Source organism: Pseudarthrobacter sp. Pseusp20, assembly GCF_059492155.1.
In genome coordinates, this window is record NZ_CP168521.1 from 2,371,375 (window position 1) to 2,387,137 (window position 15,763).

The following is a 15,763-nucleotide window of genomic DNA, read 5'->3' on the forward strand; positions in this document are numbered from 1 at the left end:
CACAACAAGACTTTGCTGATTGTGGTGGGAAACTTCCTCGGACGGCTACTTTCTTCGGCGCGGGAGATGGGGCACCTGTCTGTCCTGCCAAAGTTTGCTCCCATCCGGCGGGGACGAGCCGGTAGAAAGACTGAGGAGCAGCGCTTAGCGCTTCCCGTACTTGCCGTGGACGGCTTGTTTGCTTACGCCCAGGCACAGGGCAATGGCTTCCCAAGAAAGGCCGGCCTGCCGGGCCTTCCTGACCAGGGACGCTTCGGTGCGCCCAACCTCCTTCTGCAGCTCAGCGACCGCGCGCAACGCGTCAGCGGGGCCCTTGCCGTCCATTGATGCAACCAATGTCTTCATCCGGTCCACCTCCATGCGTCAACATTAGTTGACGGAAATCGCCAGCGTCAACATTTATTGACAATTCCTAAGGGCCTGCAGACGGGTGTGAAGTCAGCAGTCCTCCAATACTCACGGGACAGCCACATGCCCCAGCCTCACCAGGACCAGTCTGAAACGGCTGGGGCTCGTCCCCATGAACTCGCGTCCCGCCGGCGATGCCGTCCGGGGGAGTTCCACCCAGGTCTTCATGCGGTCGACGTCGCTCCAGTCCGTTGTCGAGGATGTGCGGGATGACGCCCTGCCACTCCTGCCGATGGCCCTTTCATGAGCCCTGGCGGCGGCGTATCGTCTATTCCGCCGGGAACGGTCGTAGCCGTCAGAGGAGCGGACATGGCTGGATGGAATGCGGACACAGCGGCGGGGCCGGTGGGGGCGGGAACTGTAACGCTGGTGGAAGGCTCATGTTTCTGCATCTCCGCTGCCAACGGCGACATCCATTCGGAACTTCCCCACGGTGTTTTCCACGAGGACACCCGGATCCTGTCCGGGTGGAGCATGACGGTGAACGGCCAGTCGCTTGAGCCGCTGGCCGCGGAAACGAAAGAACCCTACCGGGCACTGTTCATCGGCCGCGTTCCGCGCGGGGACGGATACGCGGACAGCCCTCTGATCGTGGAGCGCCTGCGGGAAGTCGCTGACGGCGTGATAGAGGAAATCACCATTCGCAACTACTCCGGAAACCCTGTGGAGTGCAGCGTCTCCGTTGGCGTCGATTCGGATTTCGCGGACCTGTTCGAGGTGAAGGAGGCGAGGGTCCAGCGGCGCTGGGAGGTCGTCCGTGGAGCCGACGGTGATTCCCTGATTATCAGCGCGGCATGGCAGGACCTGCGGAAGGCTGTCCTGGTGCGGGGACGCGGGGCCGTGGCCACCGCCGGCGCACTCACATACCAGGCGATGGTGCCCGCTTCCGGCCACTGGAGAACGCGGCTAAGCGTTGCACCGGCCGCGCAAAAGGACGTTTCACGCCCTGTCCGGCACGGCACCTCACAGAGTGACCGGCGGCACCAGGAATGGGTCGCGAAGATACCCAGGCTGCAGATGACCAACCGGTCCATCGAACGGACGCTGCGGCGCAGCTACGACGACCTCGGCGCACTTCGGATCGAGGACCCTGCGTATCCGGAGCGGATTGTGGTGGCCGCAGGAGCGCCATGGTTCATGACCCTTTTTGGGCGTGATTCGCTGTGGGCTTCAGAAATGGCCCTACCTGTGGATCCGTCACTGGCTCTTGGCACCCTGCAGACCCTGGCTGACCGCCAAGGCAAGGTGGTGGACCCGGTGAGTGAGGAGGAACCCGGGAAGATCCTCCACGAGGTACGGCTTGGGGTATCTTCCGGGCTGGCTCTGGGCGGAAAGTCGGTCTATTACGGCAGCGTGGACGCCACTCCGCAGTTCGTGATGACTTTGGCCTCCGTCAGCCGGTGGGGTTTCGCGAAGGAAACCATTGCGGCACTGTTGCCCAACGCGGACCGCGCACTGGACTGGGTTCGGAACTACGGCGATAAGGACGGCGACGGCTTCGTCGAGTACTGCCGCCTCAATGACCACGGCCTGCTAAACCAGGGGTGGAAGGACTCGTGGGACGGCATCAACTTCGCTGACGGCACCCTTGCCGAGCCGCCGATAGCCCTTTGCGAGGTGCAGGCGCTGGTGTACTCCGCGCTGCAGGCACGGGCGTGGATGGCGTACGACGGCGGCGACGCGGGTTTGGCCGCGCAGCTCACCGATGAGGCGGCGGCGCTGAAGAAGAGGTTCAACGAGGCGTTTTGGCTGCCGGAACGCGGCTACTTCGCGGTAGCGCTGGACGGCAGGAAACGCCCGGTGGATGCCTGCGCCTCAAACATGGGCCAGTGCCTGTGGCACGGCATCATTGATGATGACAAGGTGCCGATGGTGGCCGAGCGGCTGATGTCGCCTGAAATGTTCAGTGGATGGGGCGTGCGGACCCTTGCCACGAACATGGGCGCCTACAATCCGGCAAGCTACCACAACGGGTCTGTTTGGCCCCACGACAATGCCATTATCGCGGCGGGCCTGATGCGTTACGGCTTCGTGGAGGAGGCGCAACGGATCGCCACGGCCCTGCTTGAAGCGGCGGACTACTCCGACGGGCGGCTCCCGGAACTGTTCTGCGGTTTCAGCCGGGAACAGGTAACCGAACCGGTGCCGTACCCCACGGCCTGCTCACCCCAGGCGTGGGCGGCCACCACACCCATCATGCTGATCACCAGCCTGATGCGGTACGACGCCCACGTGTCGCGGGGCGGCTTCTGGATGGATCCTGCTCTGCCGGCATCGTACGGGGATCTGCACATTACCAATGCGCCCCTGGCCGGGGGCCGGATCACCATTGACATCACCCCCTCTGGCCCATCGGTGCAGGGCCTGCCGGAGGGCATCACTTTCCACCGCGAACACCGGCCGTGGCTGAGCGAGCTCATTTCGCAGGCCGGACTCGACGCCAAAAGCTAAGCGTCCAGCCGGCGTCGTCTTTCAAGCTCCGGTGTCAGCTCCAGCCGAGGCCCGGGCCCCAAATGATTCTTGGCACGCAGGTATCATCGGCGCAGGAGCCCTCCCACGCAGATGCCCGGGAAAGGCTGGGCCGGCGGCGGTTAGAGGGCAGCATCCTGTCTCAAAGCTGCCACGGCCGCCGGCCCTATCCCCATTCAAGGTCCTGCCCCCAACAAGCGGGACCTTGACGTCCGTCAGTGACGCCCACCTCATTCTGGCTTAGAGGGAATACCAGTGCTGGTTTTGAGCTTGTTCCCAGTGAGGCGCCGACGGTTGGCTGCCTCGTTCGAAAGGACCCTCTTGCCCACTGCTTTCATTCCCTTCACTATGCGCGCCTCGGTCCGAGACGACCACCGGCGCACCTTCCGCACCGACATCGAGCGGATGACCGACGGACATCTCCGGTGGACGCCGCTGGACGTTATCAAGTCAACGAACACCCAGGCCCTGTTCCGCGGGGCTGCGCCGAAAGGCCCGCACACCGCGACCGATGCGAGCCTCGCCCAGTACCTTCAGGACCGCCTCATGGCCGAGAACATCCACCTGGATCTCAGCGTCCGCATCGATCGTTAGGCGCATCTGGGGAGCCTCGGACCATTGCTGGTCCGAGGCTTTGTTGTGCCCTTGATTCGACGGTGCCAAGACAGTCAGAATAGTTCTTTGGTCAGTTGTGCAGGGCTGCGGAGCCTGCTCCCACATGCCCAGTCCGTCGGGGCGAAACCGGGCTGGTCTCCATTTCCCGCAGCAACTCCACCGTAACCGCTTTGCCAGTGAAGAGGCGTGCCATGTATGGCGCGCTCCGTTCAGTGAGCGCGCCCTTCCCGTTGTGTTTGTCACTGCTTCGAGCGTCCGAAACAACCCTGCCTGCCCACCGTAACGGCGTGGAGGGTATCCACGGGCAGGAGCCCTTCCAGGGTGAACACCAGGCCCGGGCTTGGCCCCTACGGGCTGGGCCTGTGGGAGCAGGCGGACGGATGCTCGAAAGAGTCGCGGCACGAAGGAAGGGGCTCATTCTGGGGATACCGGACCATAGCAGTCAGCAGCGCTGACGGGCGCTACCAGGCGGCGATGACAGTCACAACGCCATCACTGCCCACCGAACTCGAAGGCCCGTCCACCGGGAACAGGCGTGACCTCCTGGACAGCCAGGTCGAGTCCTCCCTGAACGAGACCCTTGACCGGCTCTGCATGTCAGCCAGATGAGAAAGTGCCTGCTGTTCAAGGCTTGGTTTGAACACAGCACAGATGGACGATCCGGCGGAATGCGCCGTCGCGACGGGCGGGACGCCAGGGAATCCCGTGGTTTCGGGAAGGCCCGAAACCAGGTGACTAATGGCTCTGTTCGCCCGGCGGTGACCGCGCAAAGCTGGAATGAACGGCAGGGATTGAAGGGGCGGGTCCGGGGATGATGTACGGATGGTATGGCGACTGGGGTGTGGGCGGTTGGATTGTCATGGCCCTGATGATGCTGCTGTTCTGGGGTGGTGTGGTGACGGTCGTGATTCTTCTGGTCCGCGGCGGACGCCAGGGGCACGGGGGATACTATGGGTCTGCTCATGATGAGGCTGAGCGGATCCTGAATGAACGTTTCGCGCGGGGGGAAATCGACGCTACCGAGCTGAATGAACGCCGGGCTGCTCTCCGACGCAGGCCGTGAAGACACTCTCCCGCAGCACGCAGATCCTGATCGGGGCTATCGCGACAGTAATGCTGACCGCGTTGTCCATGACGGGGATCGCGCTGCTGGGCGGTGGCCCGAATCCGGGCGGAGCAGGGAATCCCGGCACCACCCGCTGTGCGGCGCCGAGTTTCGCGGGCACCGTCGTGAACGTCACTACCATCGATAGGGGCGGGCCCATGATGGCCGGTCCCAGGATGATGCGCGGCAGCATGCGCCTGACCGCGGACCGGGCCACCGTGGTCCACGGCAAAGTGTCCTTCCTGGTCGTCAACGCCGGCACCATTCCCCATGAAATGCTGGTCGTCCCCGTGGCGGGCACCCAGAGCGCAGGAACGCGCCCCGTGGGCCGGGACGGAAGAGCCGACGAGGCCGGCAGCCTGGGCGAGGCCTCCGCTGCCTGCGCCGAAGGTGAAGGAGAGGGGATCCTGCCGTCCACGAGCGGCTGGGTCACGCTTGACCTGCCGCCCGGGCGGTATGAACTGTTCTGTAATCTCCCGGGCCACTACTGGGCAGGGATGTACACGGAGCTCACCGTCACTTGAACCGGCCGGAGAACCGCAGGCGGCGGGGGAGCGATACCGGACAGGGGGAGCGGGTCCGCCGGTGACGAACCGGCGGACCTCACACGAGGTAGCCTGCCCAGGCAGCCCGCTTCCTGCCCGGATCTAGTTGCTGAGGTAGCCGTTCGGGTCCAGGACGTACTTTGTGGCCGCTCCGGCATCGAATTCCGCGTACCCCCGCGGTGCATCATCCAGCGCTATGGCTGTGGCGTTGACCGCCTTGGCGATCTGGATCTTGTCATGCAGAATCGCCATCATCAGTTGCCGGTTGTACTTCATCACCGGGCACTGGCCGGTCGCGAAGGAGAGGGACTTTGCCCAGCCAGTGCCCAGGGACAGGGACAGTGAACCCTTCTGGGCCGCCTCGTCCGCGGCGCCCGGGTCTCCGGTGACGTAAAGGCCGGGAATGCCCACGGACCCGCCGGCGGCGGTGAGGTCCATCAACGAATTGAGCACGGTGGCCGGCGCTTCCTTGGCGCCATGCCCGTGCCCGCGGGCCTCGAAACCGACTGCGTCAATACCGGCATCGACCTCCCGAACGCCGAGGATCTGCTCGACCTGGTCGGCCGGGTCGCCGTTGGCCACGTTGACCGTTTCGCAGCCAAAGGACCGGGCCTGGGCGAGACGATCCTCATTGAGGTCCCCTACGATGACCACGGCGGCCCCCAGCAGCTGGGCGCTTGCGGCCGCGGCAAGTCCTACGGGTCCGGCCCCGGCAACATAGACGGTTGACCCGACGCCGACACCTGCCGTGACGGCGCCGTGAAATCCGGTGGGGAGGATGTCGGAGAGCATGGTCAGGTCCAGGATCTTCTCCAGGGCCTGGTCGCGGTCGGGGAACCGCAACAGATTCCAGTCGGCATAAGGGACCAGGACGTACTCCGCCTGCCCTCCGACCCAGCCGCCCATGTCGACGTAGCCGTAAGCGGATCCTGGGCGGTCCGGGTTCACGTTCAGGCAGATCCCGGTCTTGCGCTCCTTACAGTTCCGGCAGCGCCCGCAGGAGATGTTGAACGGGACCGAGACGATGTCCCCGACCTTGATGAACTCGACGTCGGGCCCGGTCTCGATGACTTCCCCGGTGATCTCGTGACCCAGGACCAGGCCGGCGGGGGCGGTCGTGCGGCCGCGAACCATGTGCTGGTCCGACCCGCAGATGTTGGTGCTCACGGTGCGCAGGATGACGCCGTGCGGGACCTTCCGGCCGACGTTGACGGGATTGACTCCGGGGCCGGCCTTCAGTTCAAAGGTGGGGTAGGGGGTATCGATGATTTCGACAATCCCGGGTGCCTTGTACGCAACGGCTTTGTTGGCTGACATGGGCATGGCTCCTATGGTTGGTGTTCGAATTGGCGCGGAAGGCCTGACGCCGGCTGCATCAGACCTTCCGTGGGGCAAGAGTTGTCAGTTTTCGTGAAGCAAGGGGGGTGGATTGAGGTGCCGGGCGGGCCGGACCGAGCGGCTAGGCGTCGATAACCATGTCGGTCAGCGCGGTTGAACAGCAGGGTAGGAACTTGCCTGCAGTGATCTCACGTGCCCGGATCCCGCCCTGGTGGTTCATCTCCACCTCGCCGGAAAGCTTGACGACTTTGCAGGAGCCGCACATACCCTCCTTGCAGTTCGCGCCGATCCGGACGCCTGCACGCTGGGCCACTCCGAGGATGTGTTCGTCCGGGCCGATCCGCACATTGATGCCCGTCCGCATGAAGGACAACGTGAGGCTGCCCGTTCCCACAGTGTCAAAGCTGGAGGCGTCGGGGGACGCGGCCTCCGGTTCCGCATCTGATCCGCCTTCGGCGGCCGCCGGGCCCGGGTCGACCGTTTCCAGCGGCAGCCCCGTGGCCTTCAAGGTTCCCTCGTCGTCGTAGCCGGGCTCGTAGAGCCCGAACGCGCTGGGCTGGCTTTCGAAGTAGTCCTCGGCGGAATCGGCGATTTCCTCGGCGATCTCCTCCGCGATGTCCGAAGCGAGCGCGATTTCTGCCTGGTATTCAAGGAGTGTCTGGCGATCCCCCGAGAAGAACTCCATGTAAATGGAGGTGTCGTCGACGCCGACCTTCTTAAGCAGCTCGGTGGCGGTGTTCAGGTAACCTTCCGGGCCGCAGGCGTACACCTGGCGGCCGTTGGCATCAGGAGCGACCTCGTCGATCATGGCCGAGGACAGCCTTCCGCTGAAGCCATCCCACTCCTCGGGCCGGCCGCGGTCGCCAAGGGCGTAGAAGACCTTGACGCGCGAGTCCACCGACGCAATGTAGGCCAGTTCACGGTGGAAGGCAAAGCCGCCGGCTTCCGCTCCGTGGTAGAGCACTACCACATTGGCCGTACCGGGCAGCGAGTGGATGGTCCGCAGCATCGACATGATCGGAGTGATGCCCGCGCCGGCAGCCAGGAAGAGGTACCGTGCGCGCCGGTCGGCATCGGGCAGGTGGAATGCCCCCACGGGTCCCAGCATGTCCAGGACGGTGCCGGGTTTGACGTTGTCATGCACCCACGGTGAAACCAGTCCGCCGGGATCGCGCTTAACGGTGACGCTGAAGGTCCAGGGTTCCGTGGGTGAGCTGGAGATTGAGTAGCTGCGGTCCACGGGTTCCTGGTCCTCGCCGTTCACGGGAAAGGCGATATTCACGTACTGGCCGGCCCTGAATGCCAGGGGTGCGCCGTCGCAGCGGCGGAACACGAAGGTCATCATGCCCCCGGCCTCGGGTACGGTCTCCACACATTCCGCCATGAACTCCTGCGGATGCCAGGGACCCAAAGCACGTGCAGCGCGGGCGGGTGCCTCGGCGCTGCCCATTACCCTGTTCCACGGCATCTCAAGGCCACGGATGCGTTGGGGTTCCTGGACTACCGTTTCAGTAAGGAGTTCCGTCATGCCAAGTGCTCCTGAACGCGCTGAACGTACCAGTTGATGAAGGCCTCCACCTGGTATTCGCTCTTCATGTAGGGGCCGGGCTGGTAGGCAGGGCTGCCGGCACCCTTCTGGCACAGCTCCACGAACGCCTTGTCCTGCAGGTTTGTCTGCTTCCAGGTGTAGGTGAGCTTGTCCAGGTCGTAGTCGACGCCTTCTTCCGCGTCGTCCGCCACGAGCCAGGTGGTTCGCACCAGCGACTGGTGTTCGTTGATGGGGAAGACACCGAAGGTGATGACGTGGTCCCCAAGGAAATGGAACCAGCTGTTGGGCTGCAGGTGCATCGAGCAGCGGCCAAGGCGGAAGTCCGGAAGGTCGCCAAGCAGTTTCTTCGAAAGCCTGCGTCCGTCGGGCGAGAACGATTCGCCCTCGCCGTCGAGCGATTCCCGTGAGATGCGGATTCCCGCGATGCGCGTGTCGAGCTCCTCGACCACCTCGTATGGAAGGCCGTAGCGGCGGCAGCGCTCCTCGAGCGATGACTGTGCGTTCTTGTTGCGGTCCCACACTTCCTCAAGGTGCGTCGGGATCAGCCCCTCCGTGAGGCCCCAGGTGGGAAAGAGGGAGCAAGCGAGTTCGGGGTGGCCGTCACAGTGGTAGCACTCCCGGTTGTTCTCCATGACCAGCTTCCAGTTGCCCTCTTCGATGATGTTCTGCTGGTAGGCAATCTTCGTCTTCGACAGATCGTGGGGCGCGAGGTAGGGCTCAAAGATCTTTGCGGTTTCATCGAAGTCCGTCGGCGGCACGTCCGCGATGCAGACGAAGATCAGTCCTGCCACCTCCCGGCCGTGGGCGCGCTTGAGGCCGAAGCAGCTCTTGTCGAACTTCGTTTCCCCCGGGGCCGAGGCGTGGATCAGGTCGCCGCTGGGCGAGTAGGTCCAGGAGTGGTAGCCGCAGACCAGGTTTCCCGTTGATCCCGTGGATTCCGTCAGGACGCGGGCGCCGCGGTGCCGGCACACGTTGTGCAGTACGTTCACGCCGCCGTCGTCGTTGCGCAGCACGATCAGGGAATAGGGCCCGTAGTCGACAGTGACGTAGTCGCCCGGTTCCGGCAGTTCGGCAGTGCTGGCGGCAAAGATCCAGTGCTGCCCGAAAATGGCCTCCATGTCGATGTTGAAGATCGTCGGGTCCGTGTAGAAGGGGGCATCGAGGGAATATCCCGTGCGCCGGAACTCGAACAGTTCGGTGATTTCCGCCAGTTGCTCGGCAGGCAGGGATGCAGCGAGTTTTCCACGCTTGAGGGGGACGTTCACTGAAGCAGTCATGTTGGGTTTCCTCCCGGGAGGGCTGGCTGGTGTGCGATTCGTGGCGACCACAGAGTTGGAGGCGGCAACCGGCGTTGCCGCAACTTTGCAGTCATAAAGGTTGGGGAGGATCGACCTGCACCAATGCGTCCGTCGGGGACGTCCCTGTTCGCGCTGTACGCAACATCGATCACCATATGCAACAGTGTGACTCGTGCCACGCAGGGTGTCAATCTATTAATTGACACCGCCAAAAACTACGAAAAAACGTGCTGACTGGACCCGGGCGCGCATCAGCTAAGGCGTGTGAAATCCGGTTGGACGCTGGCCCGGGGCCGGTTACTCACTGCTTTGGTTGCGCAACGCCGCCCACGCCTGGAAACCGCCGATCAGGTCGGTGGCACGGATCAGCCCCAGCCTCTGCAGGGTGTGCGCAGCGAGGCTGGAACTGTAGCCCTCGTTGCACACAACCACGATGCGGCGGGCGGGGTCGTCAGCGATCGGGAGCCGGTGGGCGCTGGAAGGATCGAGCCGCCACTCAAGAACGTTGCGGTCGATCACGACGGCTCCCGGAAGTTCGCCGTCCCGGTCCCGCTGATCCACGGGCCGAATGTCAACAACAAGGGCGCCCGCTGCCATTTCCCGCTCAAGATCCGAAGGGTGGACACGCACGAGCCCGCTGCGGCTCTCTTCCAGTAACTGGTCGACCGTAAAGGCCGCGGGGGTGCCGCCCGCATGCGAACCGCGTTCGCCGCCTTCAACACCGTCGTCGGAGTTATCAAACTGGTTCAAAATTCTCTCCCTTTACCTTCTGATGCGTCCATCGTTCCACCATGAAGCTGAACGCGGGGCGGTCGGACCGGGGCGAATGTCTTTTTGCGTCCGCCTGGGGGAGGGGGCACCGGCGGAAGGTGCACGACGGCGGTGCGTCCCGTCGTCGTGCTCCTTGACTTTTGTGGGGACTACTTGAATTTCGGCGCCGTAGTTTCTGCGGAAGACACGCGAACGCTGTCCTGTTGCTTTCGCGGCGCTTCGGGATATGCTCCACAAATGGCACCGCGAAGTTTCCTTCAATGGCCGGTCATCCGTCAATTGTCGACGGGGGATCTGCTGGGCCGTGGGCCCGCTGTCACCTCGGCCAAGACCCAGGCCATTGCCCCCCGCACAGCTACTGCTGACCGCGTTGTCCAGAGCGTCTGCCCCTACTGCGCCGTGGGTTGCGGACAGCGTGTCTACGTCAAGGACGAAAAGGTCATCCAGATCGAAGGCGATCCGGACTCACCCATCTCGCGCGGCCGCCTGTGCCCCAAGGGTTCTGCCAGCGAGCAACTGGTCAATTCACCAGGCCGGCAGACCAAGGTGCTTTACCGTGCGCCGCGCTCCAGGGAGTGGGAACACCTGGATTTGGCCACGGCCGTCGAGATGGTGGCGGACCGGTTCATCGAAACGCGCCGCAGGACGTGGCAGCAGGAGGACGACCAGGGCCGGCTGCTTCGCCGCACCATGGGCATTGCTTCGCTGGGCGGCGCAACCCTGGACAACGAAGAAAACTACCTGATCAAGAAGCTCTTCACGGCTGCAGGGGCGGTGCAGACCGAGAACCAGGCCCGCATATGACACTCCGCCACGGTTCCCAGTTTGGGAGCCTCGTTTGGACGCGGTGGTGCAACGCAGTCACTGCAGGACATGGCCAACGCCGATTGCATCGTTATCCAGGGTTCCAACATGGCCGAGTGCCATCCCGTGGGATACCAGTGGGTAGCGGAGGCTAAAGCCCGCGGAGCCAAGGTCATCCACGTTGACCCCAGGTTCACGCGGACGTCGGCAGTGTCGGATAAGCACATTCCCATTCGTGCAGGCTCCGACGTGGTTCTCCTTGGTGCGCTCATCAACTATGTCCTCACCAATGACCTGTGGTTCAAGGAGTACGTCAGCGCGTACACCAACGCCGCCACGCTGGTCCATGAGGATTACCGCGACGCCGAGGACCTGGGTGGGCTGTTCTCCGGCTTTGATCCGGAGAAGCGCGCCTACGACACGTCATCGTGGGCCTATGCGGAAAAAGGGGACGGTGCCATCGATGAGCCCGGGCCAGGTTCGGAACACGGAGCCGATGCCACGGCCCGCGCCGCCGGCCACGCCTTTGGCAGCGGCGGACCACCTTTGGAGCACGCCGAAGTGCAGCGCGACGACACCCTCCAGGACCCGCGGACTGTTTTCCAGATCGTCAAGCGGCACTACGCCCGCTACACCCCGGAGATGGTCCAGGACATGTGCGGGATCGACGCCGCGGACTTCGAGTACCTGGCGCGCTCCATCACGGAAAACTCCGGGCGCGACCGCACGACGTGTTTCGCCTACGCCGTCGGCTGGACCCAGCACTCCCTTGGGGCTCAGTTCATCCGGGCCGCCGCCATCCTGCAGCTTCTGCTCGGGAACGTCGGACGCCCCGGTGGCGGGATCATGGCCCTGCGTGGCCATGCCAGCATCCAGGGCTCAACGGACATCCCCACCCTTTTCAACCTTCTGCCCGGGTACCTGCCCATGCCCAGCGCCGGACGCCATGACAGCCTTGAGGAGTACCTGTCAGTCATTGGCTCGAAGCAACAGAAGGGTTTTTGGGCTGATGCCGACGCCTACACCATCAGCCTCCTAAAGGCCTGGTGGGGTGAGGCTGCCAACGCGGACAACGACTGGGCTTACGACTATCTCCCGAGACTGACGGGGGCCCACGGAACGTACGAGACAGTAATGGGCATGCTCGAGGACGAAGTTGAGGGCTACTTCCTTCTCGGCCAGAATCCTGCAGTGGGTTCGGCCCACGGCCGGATGCAACGCCTGGCCATGTCGCACCTGAAGTGGCTGGTGGTGCGTGACTTGAACCTCATCGAGTCGGCCACGTGGTGGAAAGACGGTCCGGAAATTGAATCCGGGGAGCTGCGCACCGAGGACATCGAGACCGAAGTGTTCTTCCTGCCTGCCGCAACCCACGTTGAGAAAGCCGGCTCTTTCACCCAGACCCAGCGCCTGCTGCAGTGGCGGCACCAGGCGGTGTCGCCGCCGGGGGAGTGCCAGAGCGAGCTGCAGTTCTTCTTCGAACTGGGCCAGCGGATCCGGGAGAAACTGGCCGGGTCGCAGGACGAACGGGACCGTCCGCTGCTGGACCTCACTTGGGACTACCCCACGGACGGGCATGGCGAACCTGATGGTGAAGCCGTGCTGGCGGAAATCAACGGCCGCCACCTGGACGGCCCGGATGCGGGCAAGCCGCTCTCGGCATACACCGAACTGCGCGCCGACGGATCCACGGCGGCCGGCTGCTGGATCTACACCGGCGTGTACGCTGACGGTGTCAACCACGCCGCCAACCGGAAGCCGGGCAAGGAACAGGGGCCTGCGGCCCCGGAATGGGGCTGGGCATGGCCGGCCAACCGCCGGATCCTCTACAACCGCGCGTCGGCTGATCCGGCCGGCAACCCGTGGAGCGAGCGGAAGAAATACATCTGGTGGGACCAGGAACAGGGTAAGTGGGTCGGAGACGACGTGCCGGACTTCCCGGTTGACCGGGCACCTGGCAGCAAACCCGATCCCTCTGTCGGTGGTCCAGCCGCACTCAGCGGTGATGATCCCTTTATCATGCAGGCAGACGGCAAAGGCTGGTTGTTCGCGCCGAAGGGCCTCATGGATGGACCCCTTCCCACCCATTACGAGGCGCAGGAATCACCGGTGGCGAACGCGCTTTATCCGCAGCAGCAAAGTCCTGCGCGGCTGGTGTTCCCCCGCGCGGACAACCTCAGCGCACCGAGCGCCGGCACCAGCGGGGCAGACGTCTACCCGTTCGTCTTCACCACATATCGGCTCACGGAGCACCATACGGCGGGTGGGATGAGCCGCTGGCTCCCATACCTGTCGGAGCTCCAGCCGGAGATGTTCTGCGAGGTCTCGCCTGAACTGGCCGCCGAGCGCGGACTTGAGCCGTACGGGTGGGCCACGATCATTTCGCCGCGCTCCGCCATCGAGGCGAAGGTTCTTGTCACGGACCGGATGAGGCCCCTGGCTGTTGGCGGCCACACCGTGCATCAAATTGGGCTGCCCTACCACTGGGGCGTCGGCAGCAATGCCGTGGTCAGTGGTGACGCGGCCAACGACCTGCTGGGTGTGACCCTGGACCCCAACGTCCAGATCCAGGAGTCCAAGGTGGCTTCGTGCGATATCCGTCCGGGCCGCCGTCCGCGGGGGAAGGAACTGCTTGCCCTGGTTGCGGAGTACCAGGCCCGGGCAGGAGTGACCATCGAGACGGGGAACAGCGCCGTCACCAATCCGACGGCGGAAGGCAACAAACCCGCCCCGCATACCGATCCCACAACGGAGGACTAGATGGGCCAGCTGTCCGGACCGACCGACCCCACCGCCGATGCCCACTGGGAACACAACCATCCGCGCAAGGGATTCTTCACCGACACCTCGATCTGCATCGGCTGCAAGGCCTGCGAAGTTGCCTGCAAGGAATGGAACCACAACCCGCAGGACGGAAACCTCGAGTTGCTGGGGTCTTCCTACGACAACACCGGATCCCTGGGCGCCAGCACCTGGCGGCATGTGGCGTTCATTGAGCAAGGCCAGGAACGCATTACCGAGGCCCGGGAATCCGGGCGGGCCCTGGTCAATTTGGGCATGCCCCGCATTGGTCCTCCCGCCACGGCAGGGTCCGCAGCGACCGATCTGGCAGAGGCCGACACGACGCCCCCGGACACGGCAGACTTCCGATGGCTGATGTCCTCCGACGTCTGCAAGCACTGCACCCACGCCGGATGCCTTGACGTCTGTCCCACGGGGGCCCTTTTCCGTACCGAATTCGGCACCGTGGTGGTCCAGGACGACGTCTGCAACGGCTGCGGAACCTGCGTGGCCGGGTGCCCCTTCGGCGTGATCGAACGCCGCAGCAATGGCACGGTGAAGGTGGCCGGCCAGCGGGACGAGCAGCACGAAAAGCATCCCGCCGACCCCAACGTGGGCGTGGCCCAGAAGTGCACGTTGTGCTACGACAGGCTGGTGGCCGATGAGACGCCCGCGTGCGCCAAGGCATGCCCGACGACGTCCATCAAGTTCGGCGACCACGACGACATGGTGGAAACAGCCCGGGAGCGGGTGGCCCACCTGCACGCGCAAGGCCTCACCGAAGCGCGGCTCTACGGTGCGAACGAGAACGACGGCGTCGGTGGAACGGGATCGGTCTTCCTGCTGCTGGATGAGCCCGAGGTGTACGGGCTCCCGCCGGACCCGCGCGTCCCCACAGCCGACCTGCCGCAGATGTACCGGCGGGCAGGCATGGCTGTAGCGGGCATGGCCGCGGCTGCAGCATTGGCTTTCCTGGGAGGACGGGCGTGACCCTTTCGGAATTCGACAGCTTCCGGCCGGCGGAGCGTGCCCGGCGCCGCCGGCAGGACGGCAAACCCGGCCTGCGCCGCCGCAGGGACAACGGGGACGGTTCCCGCGAAGTGCCCATGGTCCCGGAGCCTGAATTCACCTCTTACTACGGCCGCCCCGTCGTAAAGCCCGCGCCGTGGGGCGATGACGTTGCCATCTACCTGTTCCTGGGCGGCGTGGCAGCAGGCTCGGCGCTGCTTGGCCTCGGCGGCCAGTTGACCGGACGGCCGATACTTCGCCGGAATGCCCGGCTGGGTGCCTTGGCCGCCGTGAGTGCCGGCGCCGTCGCGTTGGTGAAGGACCTGGGCAGGCCGGAGCGTTTCCTGCATATGCTGCGGACCTTCAAAGTGACCTCGCCGATGAGCGTGGGCTCCTGGATCCTCAGCGCCTTCAGCGCAGGTGCGGGTGTTGCCGCAGTGGCCGAAATCGACCGGATGAGCGGAAACCGGCTGCCGCTGGGACCCTTGCGCAGGGTGCTGCAGGCCGTGGAAGGACCGGCGGGCGTCGAGGCTGCGGTGTTCGCCGGACCATTGGCGGCATACACAGCTGTCCTGCTTGGCGACACCGCCACCCCCACCTGGAACGCTGCGCACGAGGAACTGCCGTTCGTCTTCGTCAGTTCGGCGTGCCTCGCTTCTGCCGGGCTCGCCATGGTCACCACGCCGGCCCGCGAGACCGGTCCCGCCCGCAAACTCGCGGTGCTTGGCGTCGTGGGCGACGTGCTTGCCATGAAGATCATGGAGCGCCGGATGGATCCGGTGGCAGCCGAGCCCCTTCATCAGGGCAAGGCAGGCACCATGCTGAAGTGGAGCGAGCGGTTGGCAGTCGCCGGCGGCCTGGGAACCGTGCTGGGTGGCCGCAACCGCGTCGCAGCTGCCGCTTCGGGGGTGGCGTTGCTGGCCGCTTCTGCACTGACCCGGTTTGGCATCTTCGAAGCGGGGCTGGCCTCTGCCAAGGACCCGCGGTACACCATCGAACCGCAGAAGGCCCGGCTCGCAGCCCGCCGCGCAGCCGGCGTAACCGGCGACGCGATCACGACCGCCAGCTGACC

At 64.7% G+C, this 15,763-nt stretch carries 14 protein-coding genes; 9 read left to right on the top strand and 5 right to left on the bottom strand.

All coding sequences use genetic code 11. The features are described from left to right. Nucleotides 1–144: 144 nt before the first annotated feature. Nucleotides 145–360 (bottom strand): AsnC family protein, encoded by a 216-nt coding sequence (locus tag ACEN9K_RS10925; RefSeq protein WP_495634412.1) that lies wholly within the window; start codon nt 358–360, stop codon nt 145–147. Between the two features lie 160 nt (nt 361–520). Here ACEN9K_RS10925 and ACEN9K_RS10930 point away from each other — a divergent pair, with 160 nt between their 5' ends. The 6 genes from ACEN9K_RS10930 to ACEN9K_RS10955 all read left to right on the top strand — a co-directional run bounded on the left by ACEN9K_RS10930 (nt 521) and on the right by ACEN9K_RS10955 (nt 5,121). Continuing rightward, nucleotides 521–655, top strand: coding sequence for a hypothetical protein (locus ACEN9K_RS10930; RefSeq protein WP_488314659.1), 135 nt, complete (start codon nt 521–523; stop codon nt 653–655). A gap of 62 nt (nt 656–717) precedes the next feature. Next, on the top strand, nt 718–2,859 hold the full coding sequence (locus tag ACEN9K_RS10935; protein ID WP_478221806.1) for an amylo-alpha-1,6-glucosidase: 2,142 nt from the start codon (nt 718–720) through the stop codon (nt 2,857–2,859). A 339-nt stretch (nt 2,860–3,198) separates the two neighbouring features. After that, nucleotides 3,199–3,471: a hypothetical protein gene (locus ACEN9K_RS10940; protein WP_026266036.1), complete on the top strand. Its 273-nt coding sequence runs from the start codon at nt 3,199–3,201 to the stop codon at nt 3,469–3,471. 342 nt (nt 3,472–3,813) lie between these two features. Then, nucleotides 3,814–4,101, top strand: a complete 288-nt coding sequence (locus ACEN9K_RS10945) for a hypothetical protein (protein WP_488314658.1) — start codon at nt 3,814–3,816, stop codon at nt 4,099–4,101. 202 nt (nt 4,102–4,303) lie between these two features. Then, nucleotides 4,304–4,555: an SHOCT domain-containing protein gene (locus ACEN9K_RS10950; protein WP_018771032.1), complete on the top strand. Its 252-nt coding sequence runs from the start codon at nt 4,304–4,306 to the stop codon at nt 4,553–4,555. Beyond that, a complete protein-coding gene (locus ACEN9K_RS10955) occupies nt 4,552–5,121 on the top strand; it encodes a sulfocyanin-like copper-binding protein (RefSeq protein WP_488314657.1) in 570 nt (189 codons plus the stop codon). Before ACEN9K_RS10950 ends, ACEN9K_RS10955 begins: the two co-directional genes overlap by 4 nt. A gap of 123 nt (nt 5,122–5,244) precedes the next feature. On the opposite strand, the gene fdhA is transcribed toward ACEN9K_RS10955, so the two are convergent. The 4 genes from fdhA to ACEN9K_RS10975 all read right to left on the bottom strand — a co-directional run bounded on the left by fdhA (nt 5,245) and on the right by ACEN9K_RS10975 (nt 10,077). Continuing rightward, complete coding sequence (gene fdhA, locus ACEN9K_RS10960; RefSeq protein WP_018771030.1) at nt 5,245–6,459, bottom strand: formaldehyde dehydrogenase, glutathione-independent; 1,215 nt, start codon at nt 6,457–6,459, stop codon at nt 5,245–5,247. Between the two features lie 142 nt (nt 6,460–6,601). Next, complete coding sequence (locus ACEN9K_RS10965; protein WP_018771029.1) at nt 6,602–8,008, bottom strand: ferredoxin reductase; 1,407 nt, start codon at nt 8,006–8,008, stop codon at nt 6,602–6,604. After that, entirely contained in the window at nt 8,005–9,306 is a 1,302-nt protein-coding gene (locus tag ACEN9K_RS10970) for an aromatic ring-hydroxylating oxygenase subunit alpha (RefSeq protein ID WP_018771028.1), read from the bottom strand. The genes ACEN9K_RS10965 and ACEN9K_RS10970 overlap by 4 nt, the downstream gene beginning before the upstream one ends. Before the next feature lie 318 nt (nt 9,307–9,624). Further along, on the bottom strand, nt 9,625–10,077 hold the full coding sequence (locus ACEN9K_RS10975) for a rhodanese-like domain-containing protein (RefSeq protein ID WP_488314656.1): 453 nt from the start codon (nt 10,075–10,077) through the stop codon (nt 9,625–9,627). 258 nt (nt 10,078–10,335) lie between these two features. On the opposite strand from ACEN9K_RS10975, the gene fdh reads away from it, so the two are divergent. The 3 genes from fdh to nrfD are packed head-to-tail and all read left to right on the top strand — an operon-like array spanning nt 10,336 to nt 15,761. After that, complete coding sequence (gene fdh, locus ACEN9K_RS10980) at nt 10,336–13,662, top strand: formate dehydrogenase (RefSeq protein WP_134165406.1); 3,327 nt, start codon at nt 10,336–10,338, stop codon at nt 13,660–13,662. After that, on the top strand, nt 13,663–14,673 hold the full coding sequence (locus ACEN9K_RS10985; RefSeq protein ID WP_018771024.1) for a 4Fe-4S dicluster domain-containing protein: 1,011 nt from the start codon (nt 13,663–13,665) through the stop codon (nt 14,671–14,673). Continuing rightward, on the top strand, nt 14,670–15,761 hold the full coding sequence (nrfD, locus tag ACEN9K_RS10990) for an NrfD/PsrC family molybdoenzyme membrane anchor subunit (protein ID WP_056390125.1): 1,092 nt from the start codon (nt 14,670–14,672) through the stop codon (nt 15,759–15,761). Before ACEN9K_RS10985 ends, nrfD begins: the two co-directional genes overlap by 4 nt. Nucleotides 15,762–15,763 lie beyond the last annotated feature (2 nt).

Excerpts from the sequence above, each read along its gene's own strand:
- ACEN9K_RS10925 (WP_495634412.1), bottom strand. The coding sequence starts at position 360 with ATGGAGGTGGACCGGATGAAGACATTGGTTGCATCAATGGACGGCAAG.
- ACEN9K_RS10935 (WP_478221806.1), top strand. The coding sequence starts at position 718 with ATGGCTGGATGGAATGCGGACACAGCGGCGGGGCCGGTGGGGGCGGGA.
- ACEN9K_RS10950 (WP_018771032.1), top strand. The coding sequence starts at position 4,304 with ATGATGTACGGATGGTATGGCGACTGGGGTGTGGGCGGTTGGATTGTC.
- fdhA (WP_018771030.1), bottom strand. The coding sequence starts at position 6,459 with ATGTCAGCCAACAAAGCCGTTGCGTACAAGGCACCCGGGATTGTCGAA.
- ACEN9K_RS10970 (WP_018771028.1), bottom strand. The coding sequence starts at position 9,306 with ATGACTGCTTCAGTGAACGTCCCCCTCAAGCGTGGAAAACTCGCTGCA.
- ACEN9K_RS10985 (WP_018771024.1), top strand. The coding sequence starts at position 13,663 with ATGGGCCAGCTGTCCGGACCGACCGACCCCACCGCCGATGCCCACTGG.
- ACEN9K_RS10930 (WP_488314659.1), top strand. The coding sequence starts at position 521 with ATGAACTCGCGTCCCGCCGGCGATGCCGTCCGGGGGAGTTCCACCCAG.
- ACEN9K_RS10965 (WP_018771029.1), bottom strand. The coding sequence starts at position 8,008 with ATGACGGAACTCCTTACTGAAACGGTAGTCCAGGAACCCCAACGCATC.